We start from the raw sequence: 25,935 nt of genomic DNA on the forward strand, positions 1-25,935 counted from the left end.
GCAGCGCCTTTTATATTCTATTCTTTCCCCTTTACACCTAGGAGGCATTGAGCATTTGAATGACTCTTCTAAATAACTGTTCGGTCTCCTCTGGCGTATTGGCGAGCAATTCGCTTACAGATAAATCATAAGCATATTGGATCATCGGGTGATCCAGCATACCGGGAGCGTGCTCGTTTAACATTCGAACTGCTGTGGGCTCTTCCACAATCTCTTTGAGTGTCGAATCCATGGTAAACCGTTCTCTTTCGAGACTGGTTTGCGTCGCATATTCGAAGCTGTAAGATCCGGAACCAACCTCCACAGGCACAGGTTTCTCAGGCAGTACAATAATTGCGGTTGTATTTGCTGGTATCGTTACATTTACAATAATGTTACCCGCCCTGCATGACCAAGAGCTTTTTATCTCTCCGTAGACCGAATCAAAAGCAGCATCTACCGAACTGATTCCTCGGATGAATTGAGGTTTTATTAGAATCTTCTTATATCCTGCTTCAATTGAATTAATTCCCGCGAGTTTTCTATACATCCATTCCCCAATGGATCCATAGGCGTAATGATTCAAGGAATTCATACCTGATGTATCGAAATCACCATTTGGCAGAATGGAATTCCACCGTTCCCATATCGTGGTAGCCCCTTTTTTTACGGCGTACAACCAAGATGGGAAATCCTCTTTCAGAAACAAGGTACCAGCAAGGTCATGCAGGTCATTGTCCGATAAGGCATGGCACAGATATGGAGTACCAACAAATCCTGTCGTGAGATGGTTTTTATGTTTCGCTATATTGTTTTCAAGCGTCTTGCGAATCCGATCCTTGTATCTCTCCTCGGCAAGGTTGAAGTGTAGCGCTAACACGCAGGCCGTTTGAGTTTCGCTGACCAGTCTGCCAGTTGAAGAGATATATTCTGCATTGAAAGCCTGTTTGATCTGGCTATGCAATTCTTCGTAACGGACGGCATCTTCGGTTTTGTCCAGAAGCTTGGCTGTCTTTGCAACCAGTTCGGTCGAATATGCATAATAAGCGTTTGCTACCAGATAAACATCTGTAGCCCCTGTTCTATCGTTACTAATCTCCTCTTTGTCCAACCCTAACCAGTCCCCATATTGATAACCAGTCTGCCATAATCCATTCGCTCCACAACGTGCAGTAATATATTCAATCCACCCCTTCATGCTGTCATATTGTTCTCGCAGCAATCGAAGATCTCCATAGGTTTGGTACATGACCCAAGGGACAATAACAGCGGCATCGCTCCAGGCAGCAGCACCTTCTTGATTTCCAAGAATGTTAGGAATGACATGGGGAACCCCATATTCCTCCGTCTGCTCAGAGGCAAGGTCGCGCAGCCATTTCTTGAAGAAGGAGGCAACATTCATATTGAACGCAGCGGTCCCGGCAAATACTTGTGCATCTCCTGTCCACCCTAGACGCTCGTCTCTTTGAGGGCAGTCCGTCGGTATATCCAGAAAGTTACCTCTTTGGCTCCACTGAATGTTGCTTTGCAGCTGGTTCACCATGGCATTGGAGGTCACGAAACGGCCTGTTTCCTCCAGACTTGAATGCAGCACGCAAGCTGTGAATTGATCGAGCTGGATCTCATCTACCCCTTCAATGGCGATATACCGAAATCCATGGAAAGTGAAATGAGGACGGAAAATTTGATCTTTACCGTTACAGATCAATTGATCAATGGATACTGCCTGTCTTAACGTATCCGGATAGAAATTTCCTTCCTTATCAAGAACCTCAGCATGCCGTATGGTTATCGTTTGACCTTTCCGCCCTTTGGTTCGAAGCTCTACAAACCCAGTAAGGATTTGCCCGAAATCAATGACACATTCTCCTTTTGGGGTTGTAATCAACTGAAGTGCAGGGAGCCTTTTTGTGATTTTGACAGGTTCACTTTCCTGAGCAACAAGGCGATTTTTATCGAAAGAGGCTGTTTCCACATAGAAGGACTGACTTTCATGAAAACATGAATCATAAGTCTCGCCCATGTAAATTTCACTTGAACGGATGGGTCCGGTAGTCACCTGCCAGGTTTTGTCGGTTGCAATGATCTCTTTTGTTCCATCCGTATAGACAATATGGATTTCAGCAAGTGCAGCAACTCTATCCCCGTAATGGTTCGGAGTGCAAGTAAAACCAAATATGCCTTTATACCAGCCATTCCCCACCGTAATCTCTATTTTATTCTGGCTCTCCAGCATCCCGTCCAAACGGTAAGTCTGATACTGCAATCGCTCGTTGTAATTCGTCCATCCAGGTGCAAAGTAGTCTTCTCCTACTCTTGTCCCATTGATCGCAATTTCATAAACACCGTGGGAAGTGGTATAGATTCGGGCTTGCTGAATTTCCTTTTCGACAGAGAATTCTTTGTAGAAAACGGGTGGAGCACTTTCTTCGCTCGGGAATGGATGTGTAATCCACTCTGCCTGAAAGTTGCTGCCATTCAGCAACCCGGTCTCAAAATGTCCTTCCATGACTGCGTGATTACCTTTGTTATCCCAAACTTCGACTTGAACCTGATACAAAGTCGTGGCCTGCAAACGAGGACCAGCATATTCCACTAAAACGGAGACGTCTTCATCCCTCTTTTCAGAATCCCAGATTTTCTGCAAATCTTGTGTGACACTTATTTGGTAAGCGGATTGCATTACGTCCTGTTCAGTAGAATCTAATTTCCATGAGAATCTTGGGTTTACTGTGTCCAGTCCAATCGGATTATGCATGTATTCAATCCGGAAATCTTTTAATTCCATGAGATGACCACCCTTCAACATAGATCTCACACACCTAAATGTTAACGCTTACTAAAATATCATAAAGAATTTTCCTCATACAATATGGTAATATCATTGTAATTTTATAATTTTGATGTGATAAAATGATTAAAAAAAGGAGTCACACACAAAATGGACCTAAAACGTCAATGTAAACTTATTGCAGAACTTTTTGATATGTCCATCTTCTTTGTAAGCTCCACCGGAGAGGTTCAATTCGAACTGATGGGTAATCGAATACTTAATCCGCTGTATAAAAATGATAAACAATTCTTTTTTTCAGTGTTGGGGTTTGATCCATCCGTGTGTAAAGAAGATCCTTCAGTTGTAAGAACGATGTTTTTTGAGAACTACATTTTAATTCGTATTGGTAACGATCTGAACGATGAAGGAACCATCATTTTAGGACCTTCCCTTCCATTTAGCTTGATTGAACATAAAATAAATGGGCTCATTAATGACACACATCTCTTTGCGAACCGGGAACAAGTATATCATTATTATCAGTCTGTTCCTGTGATAACCCATGAGAGGCTAATCAACATCACGATCTTGGTTAATCAAATGTTTAATCACGAATTGATCGAAGCTGAGGATGTAGTACAGGACTATTTGCGCGGTATTCATATCAAGGAAAAAGAAATACAAAGTTCCATAAATTCATCAAAAGGCTATGATGAGATGCTCCATCACAACCCGCTAAATGAAAAGAAATTGTTAACGATTGTTAAGGACGGTAAATTGGATATGCTCAAACACTTTACACAACTTGGTCATGAAAATACAGGAGTCCTGTCCAAATCAAGTCATATCCGTTCTAAAAAGAATCTTGGCATCATCGGTATAGCTCTTGCAGCCAGAGCTGCAATTGACGGGGGTCTCTATTCGGAGATTGCTTTTTCGGTAAGTGATGTTTACATACAGCGCCTCGAGGATCTACGGACCGATAAAGAAATCGATCAATGCTGCTTGGAAGCATTTTTTTCGTTGACCGAGAAAGTCTCTCAGGTTAAAGCATCACAGCATTCTAAAATCGTTACACTTTGCAAAAATTATATATATAACCACCGTTATTCCAAAATTACACACGAGGAAATTGCTGAACATGCCGGTATCAGCCCAAACTATCTGTCTGTATTATTTAAAAAAGAAGTTGGGGTTCCCGTGAATGAATATATTCAACAGATCAAAATTGAGGAAGCTAAACATATGATTCAATTTACGAGCACTCCTCTTTCTGAAATCGGGTCTCTTTTGAGTTTTACGGATCAGAGTTATTTCACTAAAATCTTCAAAAAACATTCAGGCAGAACCCCTAAGAAGTATCAACAAACACATCATATGATAGAGGAATAAGCCCGGGCTGCGCCGGGCTTATTCTAATGATGCATGCATTCAACGGTTAATAGCGGATAAGATGCTCTGCAGTGTTTCTTCTGTGAACTGACCGTTGCTCATAAGTGCTGCATTGTGCAATGTGGTACCCATGATTAAATCCTGCATTCCCTCACCCAGTCCTGCTTCATTCCCGTCATATTGCCCCATCGCACCCATAATTTCAGCACCAACGGGATGCTGCAGTAATTCACCGAATGTGGAATGCCTGGTAATGGGTTTGGTAACAATAACGCTCGATTCTACCTCGATCGTTTCAACGAGTTCAATCTCTCTTGAAGATTTTCCGACCATAATGTCGAATTTACCCGTCTCCACATGCCAGTCTTTCAGCTTAACATCGTAGTAAGCAAACGCTCTTTTGTCCAGTTCAAAATGTACGGTGGTCTCTTCACCAGGCTGAAGTGAAACTTTGGTGTACCCCTTCAATTCCTGAAGTGGACGTGGGACCGTTGATTCCACATCACGTACATATAGCTGAACGGCCTCTTTGCCCGCTGTTTCACCCGTGTTTTTAACTTTTGCTGTAACCTTTACACTGCCGGTATCTTTGATCTGTTTATGACTAACCTGTAGATCACTATACTCAAATTGGGTGTAGCTCAAACCGAAGCCAAATGGAAACAAAGGCTCCACATCTCTTGTATCGTAATGACGGTAGCCCGTAAAAATACCTTCTCGATATTCGGCAGTCTCGCCGTCTCCGGGGAAATTCAAGTACGACGGATTGTGGATCAGTTTTTTAGGAAATGTCTCAGCCAGTTTTCCGCTTGGATTTACGCTTCCAAAGAGAATATCAACGATCGCACCGCCCAAAGCCTGTCCTCCAAGGTACGCCTCCAATACAGCCTTAACTTTATCCAGCCAAGGCATTTCAATGGGACCTCCGTTGCTCAATACAACAACAATATTCTCTTGAACCTCTGCGACTGCTTCAATTAAAGTTCTGTGACTTTCAGGCAATTGAAGGTGTTTCCGGTCGAAACCTTCAGACTCATAACGTTCAGGCAGCCCGGCAAAAATCACTGCAACCTGTGCATTCTTTGCGGTAGCTACTGCTTCATGAATCAGTTCTTCGTTTACAACATCTTCGTCTAACGTATAACCTGCCGCATACGAGATGCTTGCACTGTCAGTAGCTGTTTTAAGGATTTCTTCATAGATGTTATCCAGCTTCGTCGGCATAATATGTGAACTACCGCCGCCCTGGTAGCGCGGTTGCTGCGCAAAGGCTCCGATAACCGCGATGGTATCTTCCGTGTCTAGAGGGAGAATGCTCTCCTCATTCTTAAGCAGGACCATGCATTCACTTGCAATCTTTCTGGCCAACTGGTGCTGAGCCTCTACATCAACCGATACTGACTTCCGCTGGCGATCTACAGCTTTGAATACAAGTGACAACAATCTCTCAACAGACTGATCCAGCACCTCTTCGCTTAGCTTTCCCGATTGAACAGCTTCAATCATTTTCTTGCATCCCGCACCGCTGCTGGAAGGCATCTCCAGATCCAGACCGGCAGCTATTCCCTGATCCCGTTCATTGACAGCTCCCCAATCCGACACCACTACGCCTGCAAATCCCCATTCTTCCCGGAGAATTTCAGTCAGTAACCGGCTGTTTTCCGAACAAAAAGCACCATTTACTCTGTTATAAGCGGCCATGACGGTCCACGGCTCTCCCTCTTTCACTGCATATTCAAAGCTAGCCAGATAAATTTCCCGTAAAGTCCGTTCATCTACCACCGCATCGACAGACATTCGCTTATATTCCTGGTTGTTTACAGCAAAATGTTTGATGGAAGTACCCACGCCTTGACTTTGTACGCCTTGTATATAACTAGCTGCCAAAGTTCCCGATAAATAAGGGTCTTCAGAAAAATATTCAAAATTTCGGCCACACAGCGGGGAACGCTTAATATTCACACCAGGCCCCAAAACAATGGAAATATCCGCTGCCGCTGCTTCTTGTCCGATTGCTTTCCCCATCGTATGGGCAAGTTCACGATTCCACGATGAGGCCACTCCACTTCCGGATGGGTAGCAGGTAGCTGGTACACTTTTGTTTAAGCCTAAGTGGTCCGAGCTTCCCTCTTGTTTTCTAAGTCCGTGAGGGCCATCTGTCATCATAATAGAGGGAACCCCAAGGCGGTCGATGGATATGGTATTCCAGAAATCTTTACCTGAGCAGAGTTCTGCTTTTTCTTCCAATGTCATTTGACTGATCATTTCTTTCAAATTAGGATTCATTCGCTCTCCTCCGTTGGTAAACGTTAATAATGTAATCGGTTACTTCATAAGAGTAGAGCAAATGACCCTGAATATATGGTAAGATCGTTTTCTTTTTGGAAAAATAATATCTTATTTATAATGTGTGAACTCCGTAAGTGCTAACCTTATTTCTGCTTCATAAACCAATTCATGATTACTCCAAAGATTAAACGAATAGAGTGAGTCCATATTACAATTTGACAAAAAAACTGCACCTCCAATCTGTTAGATGGTGTCTAACAATTGGGTGCAGTTCACACATTGGTCAGCTTGCTTTCTTATTTGTATTCAGTTAACGTTCTCGTCGTCTAACTTATGCAATAGGAGTACCGTTAGGGATTTCAGTATCCGGCGTTAATAGAATAACATCTCCTTTTGCCGGGACTCCGCCCAAAACTAATACCTCCGATTTGAATCCAGCAATGCGCCGAGGAGGAAAATTGACGATTCCTACAATTTGTCTTCCTATAATGTCCTCAGCCTTGTAACGCTTCGTTAATTGTGCACTTGAGGATTTCATCCCGATCTCCGGTCCAAAATCAATCTTAAGCTTAATCGCAGGGATCTTTGCTTCTTCAAAAAAGTCCGCTTCCTTAATCGTCCCCACACGAATATCTAGTGCTGCAAACTCATCGATCGTTGCCAATGCTTGACCTCCCCAGTGTTGTAGTTTAATGCGCTGGACGAAACGGTTTCAGGAGTCGAATCCCTTCCTCAATGGATCCCTCCATCAGTTCTAAGAGCTGAGGCACCAGTTCCTGCATCCGCGGGGCGTTCAGGTGTCGATCGAGAGCATCCCGGTTTTCCCAGCGCTCGTAGATGATAAATGTACCAGGCAGGCCTTCTACCTCGTGAGCTTCATAGTCAATGTTACCCTGGTCGTTCCGTGACGGGGTGACAGCTGCAGTCATAAACGCCCTCATCTCAGCTTCTCTCCCTGCCTTGGCTCTCGCCTCCCAGAGTACAGTAACGTAACGGTTATTGGTATCGTTCATGTTGATTCCTCCTAAGTTATTAATAATGCATGTTCAAACGGTTGTTGTGACATCAGTCATACTCCCGTTACTGCAGCTTCATCTGGCTGCGGAGCATCCGGTCGAGAAGTTTATCCGGGAGAATACGAACCAGTCGGGTCAGCAGAGCCGAATCTCGGCCAGCCGTATAGCGGGTGCGCGGATTACTTGCGTGGATGGCTCGTGAAACCACTTCTGCCACTTTCTTAGGAGGAATACCGCTCGTTGCCCACGATTCAGCCTGCGCCTTCACGGCGTCAAAAAGACGATCATGGCGTCTGTGCTGATCGGGAGTCATCAACTTGGACAGCCGATTGGCTGTCGTAACCCCTTTCTCCGACAGGCTGGTGCTGACACCGCCCGGAGTAATCATGATAACTTTGAGTCCGAACGAGGACATCTCTCTGCGGAGGCTGTCATTGATCGCTTCCATCGCGTATTTTGCAGCTGAATAAATTCCGAAACCGGGCATGGAGATTTTGCCGCCAACGGATCCGATATTCACTACGCGTCCGCTGCTCTTCAGCAAGGCGGGAGTAAGCGCCTGAATAACCGCAACTTGCCCGATCACGCTGACTTCGATCTGACGGCGTAATTCATCCAGCGGAACCATCTCAAGAGGTGCATTAACGGCAATGCCGGCATTGTTGACCACTGCGCGGAGCGGGCGATCAAGCGGATCTTGCTCCACTCGTTCGGCCAGCGCCCTTAGTGTGTCGATAGCGGTAATATCGAGAATCACCGGTTCGATATTTTTTTGTTTGATTTTGTCGGCATCTTCCTGACGGCGAACCCCGGCTAAAACGTGAAATCCTTCAGCGGCGAGCTGCTCCGCGGTAGCCCTGCCGATTCCACTTGAAGTACCTGTGACGACAACCATTTCTTGAGTTTTATATGGCATTGTAAACCTCCTGAGTTTAATAAGTTATGAATCACTGTATAGCACTGTTATACGGACATTATAGCACCGCTATACAGAGCTGTCTATAGCGGTGCTATATATTTTTTTATATTGTGATCCTCCTGCGACCTGAACATCATTAATGACGGGCGCAGCGTGAGTTACTTCGATGCTTACGAGATACCGTGGCGTGAGGAAAGAGATCATCGAATCCCTCTGAATTGAAAAAGATCGCCATCCTGCTTGGATAGGCGATCTCTTATGTGCCTCTATTTGTGGTCCTTCATCATTTACCATGAAACAAAACAAAGCCCACATTGGGGCTTTGTCTGGAGTCTCCAGGCTCTGTCATCGATCCCTCATTTTGAACCGGAGTCCGGCATTGGGATCAAGATGATCTGCATCACACTTTCTCGAATGAGATCAACGACGTGAGGCTGGGGTGGGGGTGCCTTGCGTATTTGGGACGTCACATACAGCCAAGAGGCCGTATTGGCTGAAGCCCAGACCAGATCTGCTGCAGCTTCGTCTGAAACAGCCAGTTTTCCTGCGGCAGCAACTCTTTGAACATTTTGCACCAGTGCTTGGTATGACTGATCTGCCGCTTCGATATGGGCGCCCTCAAGCAGCCGCCCCATCATTGCCGCATATATCCGAGGACGGGCTGCCGCGAAGCGGACATAGTCATCCCACCCCTGACGAAGCGCCATCTCTGGAATTGGGGACTCCACTGCGGCAATTTTGCTTTCGAATAACTGTTTGAACGCTTCCACTATAGCTGCACTCAGGAGTCCATCTGCATTACCGAAATGGTGGTAGAGTGTAGGTGCCGTAACCTGCGCGATCGAAGTGACAGCTCGCGTCGAAAATTGGGCTCCGCCCTCTTCTTCGAGTACCTTAAGAGCAGCTGCTAATATTTTGTCATATGTGTTCATAACCTCTATTATAGCAGTGCTATACACGTATGTCCATGACAAGGCTATACTCCTATGACCATGATCATCCCGTTCGAGATCACAACATGGTGAAACACTGCCTCATTTCGTTTTAATGGGTTCTATTTATCAAAAAGTAGGTGCAGGTAATTCATCAATTTTCAAACGTAGTAAACTATACGGTTTTATTCGCAGGTCTTTTCCATAATGAAATCTTGCCTGTCTATGTAATTGGTTCACAATTACATATAAGTATTGATCCGGTCCAATAGAAAACGTATCTGGCCATAAAATTCGGGGATCATGGGCGATGGTTTCCATGATTCCATTCGGCAATATCTTTCGAATACTATCGTTTTCATAATCTCCAGCATACACGTTTCCTTTTGCGTCCGTGATCATCCCATCAGATGCACCCTTCTCTCCCCAATACTGCACAAGATCACTTAACTTGAAATCCGGTATCGTTCTGTCTCTTAACGATTCTGTTGAGATCGAGTATAGCTGGCGACTGGTTAATGGACAATAGAATAACATTTTTCCATCAGGGGAAATGGCTATCCCATCAGAGGCCAAGCGAAAGGGAGATGTGGAACCATCCGCGTTTCGATTCATCAAAATTTTACCTTCCACTTTCGGTACAAAATACGGATCGGGTGAGGTTGAGCTTGCTCCATGCAACCGTCTATACGCATTGCCGTTTTCTAGATTTACGACGATAATAGCGCCGGGACCATTGGAAGAAGAATCCGTTATATAGGCGTAACCTGCGTTACCTACACGAAAGTCAAATCGGACATCATTCAGATACGTTGTCGGCAGGACCACATCATCTGCAAATGTATAAACTTTTCTTATTGTGTTTGTTTCTAAATCTACCGCGACTAATTTTGCCCCTCCTATAATTGGCTCAGAAAAATTTGGTGCAGCCGTGTCCAGTACCCACAGGGCTCCCCTTCCATCTGCAACAACACTTTGGACACTAATGAAGGACATCGCGAGATTCAATGGGTTGATCAAATTCGTTTCTACATTAGGATAAGGCTGCAGCTGTCCCTCAACAATTTCCGCAACCGTAAATCTAACGTCATCTCCCCATTTCGGAAAGCAAATAAAGATTCGCCCGGTTTCGGATACACTAACGCCTGTAGGCATAGCCCCGTAAAAGGAATGAACGAGTTCTAGCTTACCAAAATATTCTTCCATAGGTAACATAGGCTGTATGATGTCCTCCTCAACATAGTTGGATAGATATTACCTATAATTATGTTCAAGACTTTTTCTAATGCCTGGCCCTTAATCATTCTTTATCAACCGTGATTTTGAAATTGTCCGATACATCTAAAAATACAAAAAACTTCGGCGTAAGCCGAAGCATGTTGACCGTAACGATATGTGTTCTAGGAAAATTGCTTCCTCCGATCGTCAACGCAGAGTAAATCCCCATGCAGAGAGTATCGGAGAAAATACGGAATAGAAAGAAAAACGCTGCCAAGCTTATCAGTACCAGCACCGTTTTATTGTTGGTCCGGGAGACGTAATGCGTTTGCGGAAGTTTGCGCTTGATCTAAAAATTCATCTGCTCGGGTCAATTGCTGCCGGGCTTTTTCCAAAGCTTGTGAATTTGTTGCATTAGATTCATTTAACGAGCTTATTGCCTGATTTAAAGCCGTCTGCACCTCAGAAACCGCATTAGATGCATGCTGCTCCAGTGTATTTCCACTCGAGTTAAGGGCACCTTCTGCCGGTTTTCTTGCATTTTCGGTGGCTAGATCAATTTTGTTTTTATTGGGCACAGTGAGTCCTCCTCCCTATTTCAAAATCATTTAAAACAGAAATAAGTATCGGATTATGATTTTGTTTATATTCCTGCAACTGTATGGGAATATTCGGATCTCCCATATCCCGCAATCCATTTTAGTATAAGATCCGATTCGTTGGAAAATCTAACGCTAATGAAAAAGGAGGTGATCATTTCTCCATGAACAAACCAACACTAGCGCCGCACGAATCGATGGAACTGCATGAAGCTTTAAACTTTAAAACGCTATGCATCGCTAAGTCAAAACTGATGCAAGGCCTGGTCTTTGACCAAGAGCTAAAAGCTTTAATGCAGAAAGACGTCACTGAGTCCATACAACAGATCGCCGAGCTGCAAGCAATCTACGCGAAAGCTCCTTTCCAAGCACCTGTCCCGAGTAGTCCGACACCTATAACACATTAAGGGGAGCTCAAATGAATACCGATTATTTAGACCCGATTAACTCATTAAATATGCCGGAAATGGCAGATATGACTTTTGCCATGGACTTCCTTATTCGTGCCAAGGAAGGTGTACGTAATCTGTCTATCGCCCTAACGGAAACGGCTTCACCAGATGTAAGAGCCCTTCTGCACACTCAGCTTAAACAAGGGATTGCAATGCACCAGGAAATCTCGGAGCTCATGATTCGCAAAAAGTGGTTCCATCCTTACGAGCTGAATGAACAGTATCAACTCGACCAGCTATCGGCGAATAATACGGTAATGATCGGGCAGATGAATCTGTTCCCGGGAGATACGTCGCGTAAAGGGATGTTTGATCGGACCCCAGATGAACATATTGGAGGACATAATGCATGAAGGCGGTAACGTATCAAGGGGTTAAAAATGTCGTGGTCAAAGAGGTTCCGGATGCGAAGATTGAGAAACCGGACGATATGATCGTAAAGATCACCAGTACCGCCATTTGCGGTTCTGACCTTCATCTTATTCACGGGATGATCCCTAACCTTCAGGAGAACTATGTCATCGGACATGAGCCGATGGGGATCGTAGAAGAAGTAGGCCCTGGCGTGACCAACCTAAAAAAAGGCGACCGTGTAATCATCCCGTTTAACATCGCATGTGGAGAATGCTTTTATTGCAAAAATCAGCTGGAAAGCCAATGTGACAATTCCAACGAGAACGGAGATATGGGGGCATATTTCGGCTACTCGGGAACGACGGGCGGATATTCTGGCGGGCAAGCTGAGTATTTACGGGTTCCGTTTGCCAATTTCACCCACTTCAAAATTCCTGAGAACTGCGAACAACCGGACGAAAAGCTAAGCTTGATTGCTGATGCCATGACCACGGCATTCTGGAGCGTAGATAATGCCGGCGTAAAAAATGGAGATACGGTCATCGTTCTCGGATGCGGCCCAGTTGGACTCCTGGCCCAGAAATTCTGCTGGCTGAAAGGAGCAAAGCGGGTCATAGCCGTTGACTATGTAGATTACCGCTTGCAGCATGCGAAGCGAACGAACAACGTCGAAATCGTAAACTTCGAACAAGATAAGAACATTGGCAATACACTCAAGGAAATGACCAAAGGTGGCGCCGATGTTGTCATTGATGCAGTAGGCATGGATGGCAAGATGAGTGATCTTGAATATTTAGCCAGCGGTTTGAAACTGCAAGGCGGCACAATGAGCGCATTTATCATTGCTTCTCAGGCCGTCCGCAAAGGCGGCACCATCCAAGTCACTGGGGTATACGGTGGTCGATATAACGGCTTCCCGCTCGGTGACATCATGCAGAGAAATGTGAATATCCGTTCCGGACAAGCTCCAGTTATTCACTATATGCCGTATATGTACGAGTTGGTTACGTCTGGCAAAGTGGACCCCGGCGACATTGTTACTCACGTCATTCCGCTCAGCGATGCCAAGCGGGGCTATGAAGTGTTCGATACAAAAACGGACAATTGTATTAAAGTCATCTTAAAGCCTTAAATATGGATAGATACTTGGGAGGACAATCCGAATGAATTCCAAATACGCATTGCATGAGGTGCTTGAGGTACATGAAATAGCTACATTCAAGACAGTTTGCTTGACTAAATCCCAGACCATGCAAGCTCTGGTAACCGATCCGGAACTCATGCAAATTTTGCAACAAGATGTGACATTATCACAGCAGCAGCTTCAGGAGCTCGGTGAAGTGCTGTCTAAAGCGACTGTATAGGAGATAAAATAATGAACCCAATATTAGAACACATGTCAGGCCTTCATACGCTTACTGATGACGTGATCGCAATGGATTTGTTGATAAACGCCAAGAGCGGAGTCAGAAATTACGCCATGGCTGTAACTGAATGTGCCACCCCCGAAATCAAGCAAATTTTGATGAAACAGCTCGATGAAGCTATAGTCTCTCATGAAAAGATATCAAATTACATGGTACAGCAAGGTTTATACCACCCTTACCATATTTCAGAACAAATTCAGCTTGATCTGAAAAACATTCAAACGGCTATGAACATTCCGTCCTGACACCTTAACCACTACCGGAGACTTCAGAGTGCATAATATACCTGCGTCCATAATCAAGTAATGAAACAAGGGCGGATGCACTCCGCCCTTGTTTCTGCTGCGTCACTATACAAAACTTAAATAAGAGTTTCGTTCCTTTTCCTTCGCCAGTTTTCCTTTGATATTCCTCGCGATACTAGCGGGCACAATTCCATTTTAGAGCAACTTAATTAACTCTTCTAACTCATCAACCAATACTTTTGCAAGTTCAAAATTAGTATTTTTTAAAGCCAATTCTATTTTCATTTCAACTGATTTTTTCTGTTGTTCAGTTTCTAAATAATCTTTATTAAAATGACTAGCATAAATCATCTGTCTAAATTCTTGCATATTCATTTTGCTAATCGTTTTATCGTCAATGATTAAAACATAATCCATACCATTTACAACAGAATAAAAATCATGAGAAATCATGAGAATTGCACCTTTATAGTCTTCAATAGCTTTCTCCAGTGCAATTTGTGAGTAAGTGTCTAGATGGCTTGTCGGTTCATCAAGAAGCAACACGCCTGCTTGACTACCAGAAACTTTAGCCAGTTGAAGCATGTTTTTTTCTCCACCAGATAATGATTCAATCTTCTGATCAAGGATTTCTCCTTCAAATCCATAATCGGTAAGATGCGATCTAATCTCATCATACGTTTTAAACCCAGCATCTATGAAATCATGTAGTATGGTATTCGAATCTTTTAGCATTTCACCTTGAAGCTGAGATAAATAAGCCACATTAACATCATCATTTATTTCAATGGAAGCCTGATTGTTTTTATAGATTTCACGGAGTAAAGTGGTTTTCCCGGTACCATTTGGACCGATCAGGGCTACTTTATCTGTTGATTTGATCTCGAAGTTCACATTTTCCAAAAGCAACTCGTCAAAGGAAACGCTATAATTATTGACTTTAAGAACAACGGTGTCTTCGATTTCCTTATTGATACCAAAACGGATATTCGGCTGCTTGATATCGACAAACGGCTCTTTTATCCGACGTGCTTCCAATCTCTCTTGAAACTTGACTCTGGCTTTTAACGCTCTGCCTCTTGAAGCTTCCGAATTATACGTGGCGATCTCTCTAAGATTGTCGATGATATGATCGTATCTCTCTATTTCTTCAGCTTCAGCAACCGCGATTTCTTGCAGCTCGATCTTAGTCTGAAGCAGCGAGAAGTTGTACTCGATATATCGCCCGTCAAACTCTTGGATTTCCGTATTTTCAAGGTGAATAATTTTGTTGAAACAATGATTCAATAGATAACGGTTGTGCGTAACAACGAGCAGCATTCCCTTGTGGGAATTAATTAATTTTTTAAGCGAATTTAGGTTTTCAAAATCCAAAAATACATCGGGTTCATCCATAATCAATAAGTCTGGACGATTGAGCATTTCCTTCATTACTTGAATAAGTTTGAATTCCCCACCACTCACGTCGGATATATTGAGATCTTTGAGTTTCATGAGGTTGGCCAGGTTTAGCTGCTTATTAATAGTGTTTTCGAAATTATCCCCATCCATCGATTCGAATGCATCCAAAGCCAATTGAACCTTCTCCATCAGCGAATCCATGTCAGACGTGGTGGACATCTCCGCATACAGTGCTGTGATTTCATCTTGTATCTTAATAAATTCTTCTCCGATATATTCAAATACGGTTGTTTCTTTCGTTTTGTCGACTTGCGAGAACTGACTGACATACCCTATTCTGCATTCCGGGTCTATCTCAAACTTGCCCTCGAACAAATATCTTTCAGGATCTATCAGTATATCGACCAGTGTACTTTTCCCACTGCCACTTGTTCCTATAAAAGCGCAATGTTGTGCCTCTTCTAACGTAAATGAAATGTTGTTATATAGTTCTTTTTGCGGAAATGAGAAGGATAAGTTATCAACTTTTATCATCGTGTTACCTTTCTTTATAACCTAAATGGTGACTATTATTAAATAAATTATTGAACACAGACTTTCAGAGTAACACTGTTTACCAACTAGTTCAATCTATTTAACTTTAATCTTACCTTCCCAAGTAATATAACTGATGTATCATTTATTCACCATTCCCTTTTGCCATCGTGTGGAAAGGAAAACTTCCAAAGTTTCAATGCCTATTTAATGGTATTTTTGCATAGTGTAAAGCAATACACCTAAGCCTAGGATTAAAAAAAAGACTCCGCTCTCTAAGAGGAAGTCTTCAAAAATTTACCCATTAACTTATAAAAAATGGGAGGTAGAATACGAGACACACTATATCCTTAATACATCATTTCTATATGGAATTCATAAAAAGCTTTGGCCTTGCCTCTCGACAGCGCCTATTTTAATTTTATCTGCTTTTGCCAGTCACGTTTCTAAAATGTAATGACAATTTTACCTACAGCGTGGTGTGTTTCACTCAAAGCATGTGCATCATAAATCCCCTGTCTGCTAAACGGGAATGTTGCCCCTACAATGGACTTCATCTTTTGGTCTTCCATGAGGTCAGCTAATTTCTGTAATTGATCACCATCTGGCTGCAGCCAAATTCCCTTTGCTGATACGTGGTGAGACTTCGCCATTTCATGGTCGGGTTGACCAACAATGGTAATCAGTCTTCCGGTATTGGGTTTAAGCACTTTATAGCTGTTCTCAGCTACTACTCCACCCATCGTGTCAAATACTAAATCGATCTCTTTTAGAATCTCCTCAAATTTTTCCTTTTTGTAATCAAGGACTTGATCCGCACCCAATGAATAGAGAAGTTCATGGTTTTTTTCACTTGCTGTTGTAACAACGTGAGCGCCCGCATACTTTGCTAATTGAATGGCGTACATCCCTACACCACCTGCACCAGCATGGATAAGTACAGTTTCACCTTCTTTTAGATGGCCATGTGTAAACAAAGCCTGCCAAGCCGTCAAACCTGCTAAAGGTACAGCAGCTGCCTCCTCATATGAGATGGAATCTGGTATTTTTGCCAGTAGGTGCTCATCAACGGCTGTATATTCAGCATATGTCCCGAAACGAGTGGTTTCAGGACGACTGAATACACGATCCCCCACGTTCCACTTCGAAACGTTTGAACCTATTTCAGAAATAACTCCAGCTGCATCCCAACCTAAGATAATAGGGAATTCCCAATCAAACATTTGTTTTAAGTAACCTTCTCTTAGTTTCCAATCAATTGGATTAATCGATGTAGCCTCTAGTTTTACAACCACTTGATTAGCTTCAGCCCTTGGTTTATCCACTTCCTGCTCAACTAACGCATCTTTACTTCCATATTGATTAATCACTACTGCTTTCAATTTTTTATAACGCTCCTTTAAGCTAATAGCCCTTTTGCATGCTATTCCCGATTATTTATTTATATCTAGTCATTGCGTGTTCATAAATATTTATTTTTAGTCTTACTTATTTTTCAACAACTAATACAATATTATGCAAATAAACCAATTGAATGTTTAACTAAAGATCGGCCATCAATACTTTAAAGAACGCCCTTCCTCCCCTGCAGCGATGCGAATTTCCAATTCGCCCGGCCTTTGATGCGGTCAGTGAGCGCTGCCTGAGCTAAAAAGGCTACAATTTTTGCATATCTATAAGGAATAAAAAAGAAGCACATCTAAAAGACATGCTTCCTCTTTGACTTTATTAACTATTTGCCTCGGTGCTTCTTCTTAGCCTTTTGAACTCTTAGTTGGTATTTTCTCTCATTCTCTTCAAGAAGTTGTTGACGATTATGCACTTTTCGTTGGAGTTTCCTAGACTCAAGATCCAGCTTTATTGCCTCCTGAGCATGACTAGTCAAACCTCTCTGGGCAATCTCCTTAGACGCCTGGCGAGCTAGTCTTTTCGGATTTACTCGAGTGCTTTTGCTTCGGTTAGCATTCGTCTCTACCGTAATAAGGCTCATCAATTTCATCATTTTCTCACTTACGAACTCTAAAACCTCTGAATCCTTCGGTTCGTTACCAAAGATATAACGACAAGCTCTTAGACGTCCCTGCTCTTCCTGCTCTATCACACCGATCCAGTACTTACAACTTTCATCAAACAATACGGTAAGCTTCACAACTTTACTCCCCCTCTGTTTATACTGGAGTGATGGACATCCCGAGGGGGGAAGGTCACTGACACAAGGAATAGCCCTGTGCGACCGGACTACCAACCGATCTGTGTTTTTACACTCCTATAAGGTTATACCACACTTTTTACAATTGTTAAACTGCCCTACTATCTGCTCCTTAGTTTAATAAGTTTAATGAAATGACGCGATAATTACGATTAGTTATTCGCCTGAAACGTCAATCGTATACGCCCTTGTCCATTCTGGTAATCGGTATTGATTCTTGAACTTTCTACCATTATATAAACGAGCCCACAAACGAAAAAATACCTGCCCTCTCCCGGGCAGGTATTAAAGGTGAATCGTATGAATGGCTTACCAACGTCGATCACTAAATATTAGTCCAGCAGGCTGTAGATCTGAATGCTCTCCACCTTGGCATCCTTGATATGAAACGACATCACGTCCACATAATTGGACGGCTCGTAACGGAAGTCATCCTCCTCATCAGGGGCTCCATCACCAAGCAGTTTCCCCTCAGGGTAGGCGTTTTTGAGTGTATCCAGGCTGTCTCCTGCTTTAATGTTTCGTACTGTTGCGTACTTAGGATCTGTAATTTCGATATGAAAGATGGAGTCTTGTTTGCCCTCCGGTATGCTGATGGTTTTAATCTCAAGACCAGGATACGTGTACACTTTTTCTGTAAAACCGATTAATGTATCCATGTTTGTTCCATCGCCTGCACTGTACGTATGGGATTTCAGGTTATCCGGTTTGCCCAGCATCTGTTCCATCTGATCTTCATTCGCTGTATCAGAAATCGCAATGGTGTGCTCATTATAGACAAAAGCAAGCTCCTTCAACACCACATTGCCTTCCTTCTCCATCGAACCTTCCTTAATAGCTTCAGTACCCTTTTCTTCCGAATTTTCTGAAGCAGGCGCTGTGGAATTCGCTGCTCCTTCGCCTTTGCTTTGTTCATTCGCAGTGTTCTGTCCGGTTGCTGGAGATGTAGCATCACTGGACTGACAGCCTGTTAAGGCCACCGTTAGTAAAGCACCTAGTACGATAAAACTTGCAGCTTTCTTTGTTAACTTCATCTTGATCCCTCCATAAATCTGTGATTTCTTCTTATGAAGTGATTATAAAAAAAGCATTTGTTAGTCTCATAACAGAAATGTACCAATCTTGTAACGTTACCTATTTAGGCTTGGGTTTAGATGCAGTTCTACACACGAGGCAAAACAATCGTAACGGTCGTTCCTTCCCCAATCTGACTTTCCATGTCGATATATCCATTAAACCGCTCTACAATCTCCTTGCAAATCGAAAGTCCAAGACCTGAACCGTTCGCTGTGCTTGCATTTTTCGCCCGGTAAAAGCGTTCCTGCACTCTCTCCAGTTCATCGCTCGCGATCCCGATACCTTGATCACGTATCCGTATAACTACCTCGCTTGGCGTATGTTCCATCTCTAACTTAATCTGTGAATTATAGCCTGAATATTTGATGGCATTGTCCACAAGATTGGCGATTGCATGGGACATTAACATTGGATTTATGTTGGCGTAAACTCTTGTTGTACCCTCATCATCCGGTTCTTCCTCTCCTTTACTAACCATGATCTCAATCGCTTTATCCTTGGCCTTCGCTTCCATATTCATTGCGACTTGCTGAATCAGTTCGTTCATTTCCGTTTTCCGGGCTTCCAGTTCGTTAGAACCAGCCTTGTCGAATCGGGAGAGCAGCAACAATTCATTAATCAAGCGTGTCAACCGATCCGACTCCTGCAGCAGATGACCATAGATTTTTTGCAGTTCCTTGTTCTCATTCTCCCCTTCAACCAAGTATTGAGAGAAACCACGAATCGCTGCCAAGGGTGTTTTTAACTCGTGAGATACGTTGGAGACAAATTGTTTCTGGTACTGAATGTAATCATGCAGCTGACGCCCCATGGAATCCAGCCCATCTGCCAGCATGCCCAGCTCATCCTTCCGGTTAAGATGAACTCTTCGAAACTCTTGTCTAGAGAAGCTTTGCACTGCTCCAAGCAGCAGCTTAATCGGCTTGGTTGTGTTGCGGGCAATCCACAGACTGGCTAACGTAATCAGCACAATGAATCCGCCTGCACCCACAAAGAGGATATAACGAATTTGATCCATCATCGCATAAAAGTACGAAATGTCGTCCACGAACTCATACACATAAGCATTTTCGTAAAATTGATTCTGAATGGGAGTTGCAAAATAAAGCAGATGATCTTCCGTTACGGTGTAGGCATAACTGCCGCTCAGGGCTTTTTCAATATTTTTGTCAAAAATAAGCGGTTTGCCATCATTAATGATGATGCCATCCACAGCGAGGCCCAGCAGCTGCTTGGAGCTGTCGTAGATACGCACTTCCTTGCCTGAAGCTTTCAGCTTCTCCAGAGCAAGTCTGACGATTTCCTGAGTCTGTGGCTCTCCTGACGATGACCTATGCTGTGCCAACACCTCACGGAAGGACAACTCGGACAGATCGGCCTTCTCCATCATTTGCTTTTCAATGGTAATGAAGCTGTAGTAGTCGATGGCTTTATTCACCGCAACAATGATGATGCCAAAGGACAGCACCGAGAAAAATAAATAATTCAGCAGTAACCGGGTTGCATACTTCAGGCCTCGCCACCTCCAAGTTGATAGCCGAATCCATAGATCGTCCTGACATATTTCGGTTCGTCCGCGTTATCCTCCAGCTTCTTCCGCAATCGCATGATGGTCATATCCACACTTCGACTGTCTCCCATGAAGTCATACCCCCATCCGATCTGCAGCAGCTCATCCCGGGTAAAGATTTTGTCCGGCCTTTTGAGTAACGTTTCCAGAATTTTAAACTCTTTGGCCGTTAAAGACACGGGTACACCGTTTTTCAGCACCCTTCGGCTTTCCAGATCAAATGTGAGCTCTTCATGAACGATGCGCGTTGATTTCACCTCTGTTCCTTCACTGGCTTCCTCCTTGCTCTCGTTTCTTCTCAAAATCACCTTGATCCGAGCGAGCAATTCACGATTGTCAAAGGGTTTGGTCATGTAATCTTCCGCCCCCAGTTCAAGTCCGAGTACCTTGTCGATAACCTTATTTTTGGCAGAGAGCATGATCACAGGAACGGCACGTTTCCCGGTGATTTCCTTGCACAGGTCATATCCGGAGCAGTCAGGCAGCATCAAGTCAAGCACCACTAAATCGGGTTGAAAAGATTCAAGCAAATGCATTCCAGTTTTGCCATCCTCTGCCGTCTGCACATCGTAGTTTTCTCGCCTTAGCACCAGCTCAATTAAATCTCGAATTGCAATTTCATCATCAATGACTAGGATTTTCTTCATTGTACACCCCTATGTATCCTTATTCTTCAGCTTCAATTATATTTAACCCAATCTTAGCACAGACACTTTAGAATCCTCCACCAACTGGAAGATGAGGTATATTCCACTGAGCCCAACATAACTTGTAATAAACCCGAAGAAAGGAGAACAACTCAATGGATCTGCTCTGGGTACTCATTGTTGGTGGACTTATTGGCTGGTTAAGCGGCAACTTGATTGGGCGTGACGTACCAGGCGGTGTACTTGGGAATATCATTGCGGGTTTTATCGGTTCCTGGTTAGGAACAGAATTGCTGGGACCAAGGGGTCCGGTGATTGGCGGATTTCATATTATTCCAGCCATCGTTGGCTCGATTATTGCCCTGCTCATTTTCTTCGCTCTGGCACGCGGCGGAGCCTTCCGAAGACGTTAACGAAGTGAAGCGGAAACCGATACCGTCGTTTATTAGAATTTTGTTAAGATGATGTCACGGCATAGTAGGTAAAGGATAAAAACAAAAGGACCGAAAGCATTCATCGATGAAAGATGAACACTTACGGTCCTTTTTTGTTCTGAATTATCCCTTCTTCAGCGCAGCGATCTGGCGTGCTACCCTTTCGGCTAATGTTGCATCAGCCTCGAAAAAATAGCCTAACACAATCGTCTGTATCTCTTGAGAAACTGCCGATAAGTCATTAGCGAGGTTCTGAACAAGATGATCCTGTTGAACTCCTGTTAGCGACTGGTAGAATTGTCCCGCTTGGGTGAAATTATCAGCCTTCGGAATATCGGATCGAACGAGCCGACCAGCTACATAACGCCTTTCTCCGCTCGTTACCTGATCCGTCGGTGACCAGTTGGCTTGATGGTTAATCGGAATTTTGCGAAAGTCCGATCCAAGGCGATGGCGCTGTGAATCCCAATAAATATTACTGCGGCCTTGCAGCATTTTATCATCGGACAGCTCAGCACCATCCAGAAGGTTGGACGGGGAGAATGCCAGCTTCTCGATCTGCTCCTGATAATTCGTAGGGTTTTTATCCAAGACGAGTCGACCAACGGGCAGAAGCGGGAATTGACGCACATCCCACACTTTCGTGTCATCCAACGGATCGAACGGCAGCATTGCCTCATCCTGTGGGTTCATCAACTGCACATACAGCCCATACTGGACAGGTGTACCTTGTGCAATCGTGTCATATAAATCTTTACCCGAATAATCGGGGTTCTCGCTGGCCAAACGAGCCGCTTCTTCCGCATCGATATATTGCTCTCCAGCTAAAGGAATCCAGCGATATTTGACGTAGAAGCGTTCGTTTTGTGCATTTTTCCATACATAGGTGTTAACACTGTGTCCTGGCGTATGGCGGAGGCTCTTGATCGTCCCTTCGTCCGAGTACAGTCGTACAACGAAATGAGTTGCCTCTGGTGCTCTAGCAATGAACCCCCAGAATCGATTCGGATCAATGAGATTGTTAACGGGTGATGGCAGGAAAGCATGAATTGACTCAGGAAACCGGATCGGATCTCGTACGAGAAACACGGGGATATGATTACAAAGCAGGTCGAAAACGCCTTGCTCGGTATAAAATTTCGTCGAAAATCCACGCACGTTGCGGGATGTATCGGGTGTTCCTTTGTTGCTAACCGCAAGTGAGAAACGAACGGTAACAGCAACCTGTTGTCCTGGCTTTTGCAAGAAACACAGGTTCGTATAAGCGGCCATCGAGTGTAGGGTTTCAAAATAACCCAATGCTCCGAATCCCTTTACGTGGACCGGACGCTCTAAGATCTTTTCGTGGACAAAGTTTTCGAGTGTTTCATGCAGCATGCTGTCCTGCTCCAGAATCGGCCCCCGTTCCCCTACTGTCTGTGAATGGTGTTCTGGCGACTGCTTGGCATGCCACTCGGATTGTACATTGCCTCCCTTCCAGCTTCGACTGTTTCCCTGATTATTAGCATTGTTACCGTCCATTGTTCCGCCCCCTATACCTACATTCTCGGGGATATATATGCATGGCTAGGTACTCAATATGACAGCATGTCATATTGAGTGGCCGTGTCTAGAACTTACAACGAAAAACTACTAGGACAAACCTTGGTTTGAAACGACGATGCGTCTTTTTTATAACAGACTGGTGACAGGATGATTCTCACTGAACGTTCAGACTACTGAAAAATCGTTCAACAAAAACATCACCATATATTTTCTTCATATGTACTGTGTTAAAAATATATTGATCCATATGCTCAAGCTTGCGCAGACTGCGTACCAATATTTTCCGTTCATCGTCAGATAGATGAGGGTCATTTTCAATCTTCGGTATCGCATTTTTCACACGTGAGGATACCTGTTCAACATACAGATGATTTTTGGATTTTGGCGGAATACATTGCGTCAGATCACAGTTCACAAAACGAACACCTTCAAAGATGCAGTTTTCAAAATTGGCGATTAGCTTTTGTTTGCCATGTCCCTCAAATGTAATATCCACGAGCTTCCCGGTAAAGGAACAATTTACGATATTCGCTGCTTGTAAAATCCGGTCATTAAATCTGCATTTAACAAAAGTACAATCGATGAAGGTTGCATTCTCCAATGTCATGCCTCTCATATCGCAGGAGGAAAATTCGCAATTGGTAAAAACAGCTTCGCCCTTGGCAATGCCAACTGAGCGCAAGTCGGAACGAATAAATGTACAATGATCAATCGTACTACCGGCAAAAAATCTCGCATTGGTAAGATCGCAGGTATCAAACACAAGTTGATTCAGATTACAGCTCCAGAATATTGGTGAACCAACATTCGAGTTTTTTATGGTCGTTCCGCTTATCGTTACGTGCTCATACCTGACAATATCAGAAAATAATTCGTTATCTATGGACATACCAGACTCGAGTCTTTTCATCCTTCTCATCCTTTCATTTTTTCCTTCAGAATCTCTTATCATTAAAATACACTATACTTTCAAATGCTGCTTCTAAAAGTGATGATTCCCTCTTAAATTTTTCAAGTTATTTCTATATAACTAAAACCCGAAATTCTCAATCCACCATCTCAGTTTATCAAGCAATTTTAAATAATTTATTTATCTGGAGAGATCAAAACAAACCGACGGGTGTTTCAATACAAGGCTATTTGTTTTATTTTATCAACAGCTGGCATTCCGAAATATTACATGCTGGACTAGTACATACTAAGGAAATGTTGGATGAAGCTTACATATCGGAGGTCTCTTCATGGTATTTACAATCACAATTATCATCGTTGCACTATTTGCAATATGGGGAGCTGTCGCTCCTGATCAGCTGGCTGATGCGGCTAACGTAGCCTACAACTTCTCTATTCAGAATTTTGGCTGGTTTTATTTGCTGGCGACGCTGTTCTTCCTGATCTTCGCTTTTTATCTGGCATTCAGCCGATTTGGCAGTATCAGGCTGGGGGATGACGATGATGAACCGGAATATTCTACGGTTTCCTGGCTGTCCATGCTGTTTAGCGCTGGCATGGGTATTGGGCTGGTTTTCTGGGGAGTGGCTGAACCGCTGTCCCACTATTTATCTGCACCGGAAGGAGCGGTACCCGAAACAACGCAAGCCGCAAGACTTTCAATGCGTTATTCCTTTTTCCACTGGGGGCTGCATCCTTGGGCAATCTATACCGTCATCGGCTTAGCGCTCGCTTATTTCCAGTTTCGAAAAGGCTACAAGGGGCTAATCAGTTCCACCTTTATTCCTTTGATCGGTGAACGTCTTGCTGCAGGATGGCTTGGCAAGGTCATTGATATTCTGGCCGTCATTTCCACCATCTTCGGAGTTGCGACCTCGCTTGGATTGGGCGCCCTTCAGATCGGTGGGGGGTTGAATTACTTATTCGGCATTCCCAACTCAACGCTGTCCCAGGTTGTCATCATCGCCATTGTAACGGTATTGTTTTTAATCTCGGCAACCTCCGGTCTGGATAGAGGTATTAAGATTTTGAGCAACACCAACCTCGTTATAGCTGTGCTATTAATGTTGTTTGTTTTGGTGACTGGGCCGACTTCTTTTATATTTGACACATTCACGACCACCTTGGGAAGTTACCTGCAGAATATTATTAACATGAGTTTGAGACTGACGCCGTTCTCAAGAGAAACCTGGATTGGAACCTGGACGTTATTTTACTGGGCCTGGTGGATCTCGTGGGCTCCTTTTGTTGGAACGTTTATCGCAAGGGTATCCAAAGGAAGAACCATTAAGGAATTTGTAATTTACGTCATGGTTATCCCAAGCCTTTTCGGATTTATCTGGTTCTCCGTCTTTGGGGGAACAGGACTTCAGTTGGAATTGTTCAATGCCGCTCATCTGGCAGAAGCCGTCAAAGAAGACACGACAACTGCTTTATTCCTTATGCTGGAACAGCTGCCTCTAGGCACGATTACTGCATTCGTTGCTACCCTTCTGATCATGATCTTCTTTATTACGTCGGCGGATTCAGCTACCTTTGTGCTGGGCATGCTGACTTCAGATGGCAGGTTGGACCCGAGTACAAGAGTAAAATTAACCTGGGGAATCTTGCAATCCTCCATCGCGGTAGTTCTTCTAATCAGCGGGGGATTGAACGGCCTCCAGACGGCCTCCATTGTGGCCGCACTGCCGTTCGCTGTTGTCCTTATCGGCATGTGTGTCTCCCTACTTAAAGCGCTGCAGGCTGAGGACAGAGAGCGCCGTCAAAAGGAAAAACGGCAGCGCCAAAAATTGAAACGATTACTGGAGGAACAGGAACTTGCAAAATGATGTTCCCCATAGATAATGTATACTTGATCTCTATAGAGATGGCACCTGCCTATAGGCGGGTGCCTTTTGATTTGTCTGTCCTACATTATTGATATCTAAGTTTTCAGTACTACTTGACATGTGAATCGATTATCGATATGGTG

24 protein-coding genes are annotated in these 25,935 nt (G+C 43.8%); 8 read left to right on the forward strand and 16 right to left on the reverse strand.

Annotated features, from left to right (window positions below):
* Positions 1–37: 37 nt before the first annotated feature.
* The gene (locus tag AC3RCI_RS15465) at positions 38–2,767 is read right to left on the reverse strand and encodes a family 78 glycoside hydrolase catalytic domain (RefSeq protein ID WP_492525302.1); all 2,730 of its coding nucleotides are present in this window, start codon (positions 2,765–2,767) and stop codon (positions 38–40) included.
* 153 nt (positions 2,768–2,920) lie between these two features.
* Here AC3RCI_RS15465 and AC3RCI_RS15470 point away from each other — a divergent pair, with 153 nt between their 5' ends.
* Complete coding sequence (locus AC3RCI_RS15470; RefSeq protein ID WP_492525304.1) at positions 2,921–4,144, forward strand: helix-turn-helix domain-containing protein; 1,224 nt, start codon at positions 2,921–2,923, stop codon at positions 4,142–4,144.
* Positions 4,145–4,183: 39 nt separating this feature from the next.
* Here the strand turns inward: AC3RCI_RS15470 and AC3RCI_RS15475 are convergent, their stop codons facing one another.
* The 7 genes from AC3RCI_RS15475 to AC3RCI_RS15505 form a co-directional block, all read right to left on the reverse strand.
* Complete coding sequence (locus tag AC3RCI_RS15475) at positions 4,184–6,430, reverse strand: glycoside hydrolase family 3 C-terminal domain-containing protein (RefSeq protein ID WP_492525306.1); 2,247 nt, start codon at positions 6,428–6,430, stop codon at positions 4,184–4,186.
* 334 nt (positions 6,431–6,764) lie between these two features.
* On the reverse strand, positions 6,765–7,097 hold the full coding sequence (gene csaA / locus AC3RCI_RS15480; protein WP_492525308.1) for a chaperone CsaA: 333 nt from the start codon (positions 7,095–7,097) through the stop codon (positions 6,765–6,767).
* Positions 7,098–7,122: 25 nt separating this feature from the next.
* Positions 7,123–7,446 carry a putative quinol monooxygenase gene (locus tag AC3RCI_RS15485; protein ID WP_430196627.1) on the reverse strand — a complete coding sequence of 108 codons (324 nt, stop codon included), beginning with the start codon at positions 7,444–7,446 and terminating at the stop codon, positions 7,123–7,125.
* A gap of 67 nt (positions 7,447–7,513) precedes the next feature.
* Complete coding sequence (locus AC3RCI_RS15490) at positions 7,514–8,365, reverse strand: SDR family oxidoreductase (protein WP_492525310.1); 852 nt, start codon at positions 8,363–8,365, stop codon at positions 7,514–7,516.
* Between the two features lie 359 nt (positions 8,366–8,724).
* A complete protein-coding gene (locus AC3RCI_RS15495; protein ID WP_246058121.1) occupies positions 8,725–9,342 on the reverse strand; it encodes a TetR/AcrR family transcriptional regulator in 618 nt (205 codons plus the stop codon).
* An 87-nt stretch (positions 9,343–9,429) separates the two neighbouring features.
* Positions 9,430–10,515: an L-dopachrome tautomerase-related protein gene (locus AC3RCI_RS15500; RefSeq protein ID WP_354484142.1), complete on the reverse strand. Its 1,086-nt coding sequence runs from the start codon at positions 10,513–10,515 to the stop codon at positions 9,430–9,432.
* 302 nt (positions 10,516–10,817) lie between these two features.
* A complete protein-coding gene (locus tag AC3RCI_RS15505; protein WP_153978672.1) occupies positions 10,818–11,096 on the reverse strand; it encodes a hypothetical protein in 279 nt (92 codons plus the stop codon).
* Between the two features lie 185 nt (positions 11,097–11,281).
* Here AC3RCI_RS15505 and AC3RCI_RS15510 point away from each other — a divergent pair, with 185 nt between their 5' ends.
* From AC3RCI_RS15510 to AC3RCI_RS15530, 5 genes are read left to right on the forward strand one after another with little or no spacing between them, the layout of a single operon-like run.
* Positions 11,282–11,524, forward strand: coding sequence for a spore gernimation protein GerQ (locus AC3RCI_RS15510; RefSeq protein WP_095357839.1), 243 nt, complete (start codon positions 11,282–11,284; stop codon positions 11,522–11,524).
* Between the two features lie 11 nt (positions 11,525–11,535).
* The gene (locus AC3RCI_RS15515) at positions 11,536–11,922 is read left to right on the forward strand and encodes a spore coat protein (protein ID WP_354484140.1); all 387 of its coding nucleotides are present in this window, start codon (positions 11,536–11,538) and stop codon (positions 11,920–11,922) included.
* Positions 11,919–13,055, forward strand: coding sequence for a zinc-dependent alcohol dehydrogenase (locus tag AC3RCI_RS15520; protein WP_127537083.1), 1,137 nt, complete (start codon positions 11,919–11,921; stop codon positions 13,053–13,055). Before AC3RCI_RS15515 ends, AC3RCI_RS15520 begins: the two co-directional genes overlap by 4 nt.
* Positions 13,056–13,086: 31 nt before the next feature.
* Complete coding sequence (locus tag AC3RCI_RS15525; RefSeq protein ID WP_492525312.1) at positions 13,087–13,287, forward strand: hypothetical protein; 201 nt, start codon at positions 13,087–13,089, stop codon at positions 13,285–13,287.
* Between the two features lie 11 nt (positions 13,288–13,298).
* The gene (locus AC3RCI_RS15530; protein WP_127537081.1) at positions 13,299–13,595 is read left to right on the forward strand and encodes a spore coat protein; all 297 of its coding nucleotides are present in this window, start codon (positions 13,299–13,301) and stop codon (positions 13,593–13,595) included.
* 195 nt (positions 13,596–13,790) lie between these two features.
* Here AC3RCI_RS15530 and AC3RCI_RS15535 read toward each other — a convergent pair whose 3' ends face one another.
* The 6 genes from AC3RCI_RS15535 to AC3RCI_RS15560 form a co-directional block, all read right to left on the reverse strand.
* The gene (locus AC3RCI_RS15535; RefSeq protein ID WP_492525314.1) at positions 13,791–15,530 is read right to left on the reverse strand and encodes an ABC-F family ATP-binding cassette domain-containing protein; all 1,740 of its coding nucleotides are present in this window, start codon (positions 15,528–15,530) and stop codon (positions 13,791–13,793) included.
* A 446-nt stretch (positions 15,531–15,976) separates the two neighbouring features.
* Positions 15,977–16,912 carry an NADP-dependent oxidoreductase gene (locus AC3RCI_RS15540; protein ID WP_492525316.1) on the reverse strand — a complete coding sequence of 312 codons (936 nt, stop codon included), beginning with the start codon at positions 16,910–16,912 and terminating at the stop codon, positions 15,977–15,979.
* Between the two features lie 350 nt (positions 16,913–17,262).
* Positions 17,263–17,679 carry a YjdF family protein gene (locus tag AC3RCI_RS15545; RefSeq protein ID WP_336781631.1) on the reverse strand — a complete coding sequence of 139 codons (417 nt, stop codon included), beginning with the start codon at positions 17,677–17,679 and terminating at the stop codon, positions 17,263–17,265.
* Between the two features lie 392 nt (positions 17,680–18,071).
* Positions 18,072–18,773 carry a hypothetical protein gene (locus AC3RCI_RS15550; RefSeq protein ID WP_492525318.1) on the reverse strand — a complete coding sequence of 234 codons (702 nt, stop codon included), beginning with the start codon at positions 18,771–18,773 and terminating at the stop codon, positions 18,072–18,074.
* A 128-nt stretch (positions 18,774–18,901) separates the two neighbouring features.
* Entirely contained in the window at positions 18,902–20,254 is a 1,353-nt protein-coding gene (locus AC3RCI_RS15555; protein ID WP_492525320.1) for a sensor histidine kinase, read from the reverse strand.
* Between the two features lie 71 nt (positions 20,255–20,325).
* Positions 20,326–21,033, reverse strand: coding sequence for a response regulator transcription factor (locus tag AC3RCI_RS15560; protein ID WP_492525322.1), 708 nt, complete (start codon positions 21,031–21,033; stop codon positions 20,326–20,328).
* A 155-nt stretch (positions 21,034–21,188) separates the two neighbouring features.
* Between AC3RCI_RS15560 and AC3RCI_RS15565 the strand changes: the two genes are divergently transcribed.
* On the forward strand, positions 21,189–21,446 hold the full coding sequence (locus tag AC3RCI_RS15565) for a GlsB/YeaQ/YmgE family stress response membrane protein (RefSeq protein ID WP_024630063.1): 258 nt from the start codon (positions 21,189–21,191) through the stop codon (positions 21,444–21,446).
* A gap of 144 nt (positions 21,447–21,590) precedes the next feature.
* On the opposite strand, the gene AC3RCI_RS15570 is transcribed toward AC3RCI_RS15565, so the two are convergent.
* Both AC3RCI_RS15570 and AC3RCI_RS15575 read right to left on the reverse strand, forming a co-directional pair.
* Positions 21,591–22,988, reverse strand: a complete 1,398-nt coding sequence (locus AC3RCI_RS15570) for a catalase (protein WP_492525324.1) — start codon at positions 22,986–22,988, stop codon at positions 21,591–21,593.
* A gap of 178 nt (positions 22,989–23,166) precedes the next feature.
* Entirely contained in the window at positions 23,167–23,922 is a 756-nt protein-coding gene (locus AC3RCI_RS15575) for a pentapeptide repeat-containing protein (RefSeq protein WP_492525326.1), read from the reverse strand.
* 331 nt (positions 23,923–24,253) lie between these two features.
* Here AC3RCI_RS15575 and AC3RCI_RS15580 point away from each other — a divergent pair, with 331 nt between their 5' ends.
* Complete coding sequence (locus tag AC3RCI_RS15580; RefSeq protein ID WP_492473430.1) at positions 24,254–25,792, forward strand: glycine betaine uptake BCCT transporter; 1,539 nt, start codon at positions 24,254–24,256, stop codon at positions 25,790–25,792.
* Positions 25,793–25,935 lie beyond the last annotated feature (143 nt).

This window comes from Paenibacillus sp. MT124, from assembly GCF_058792755.1.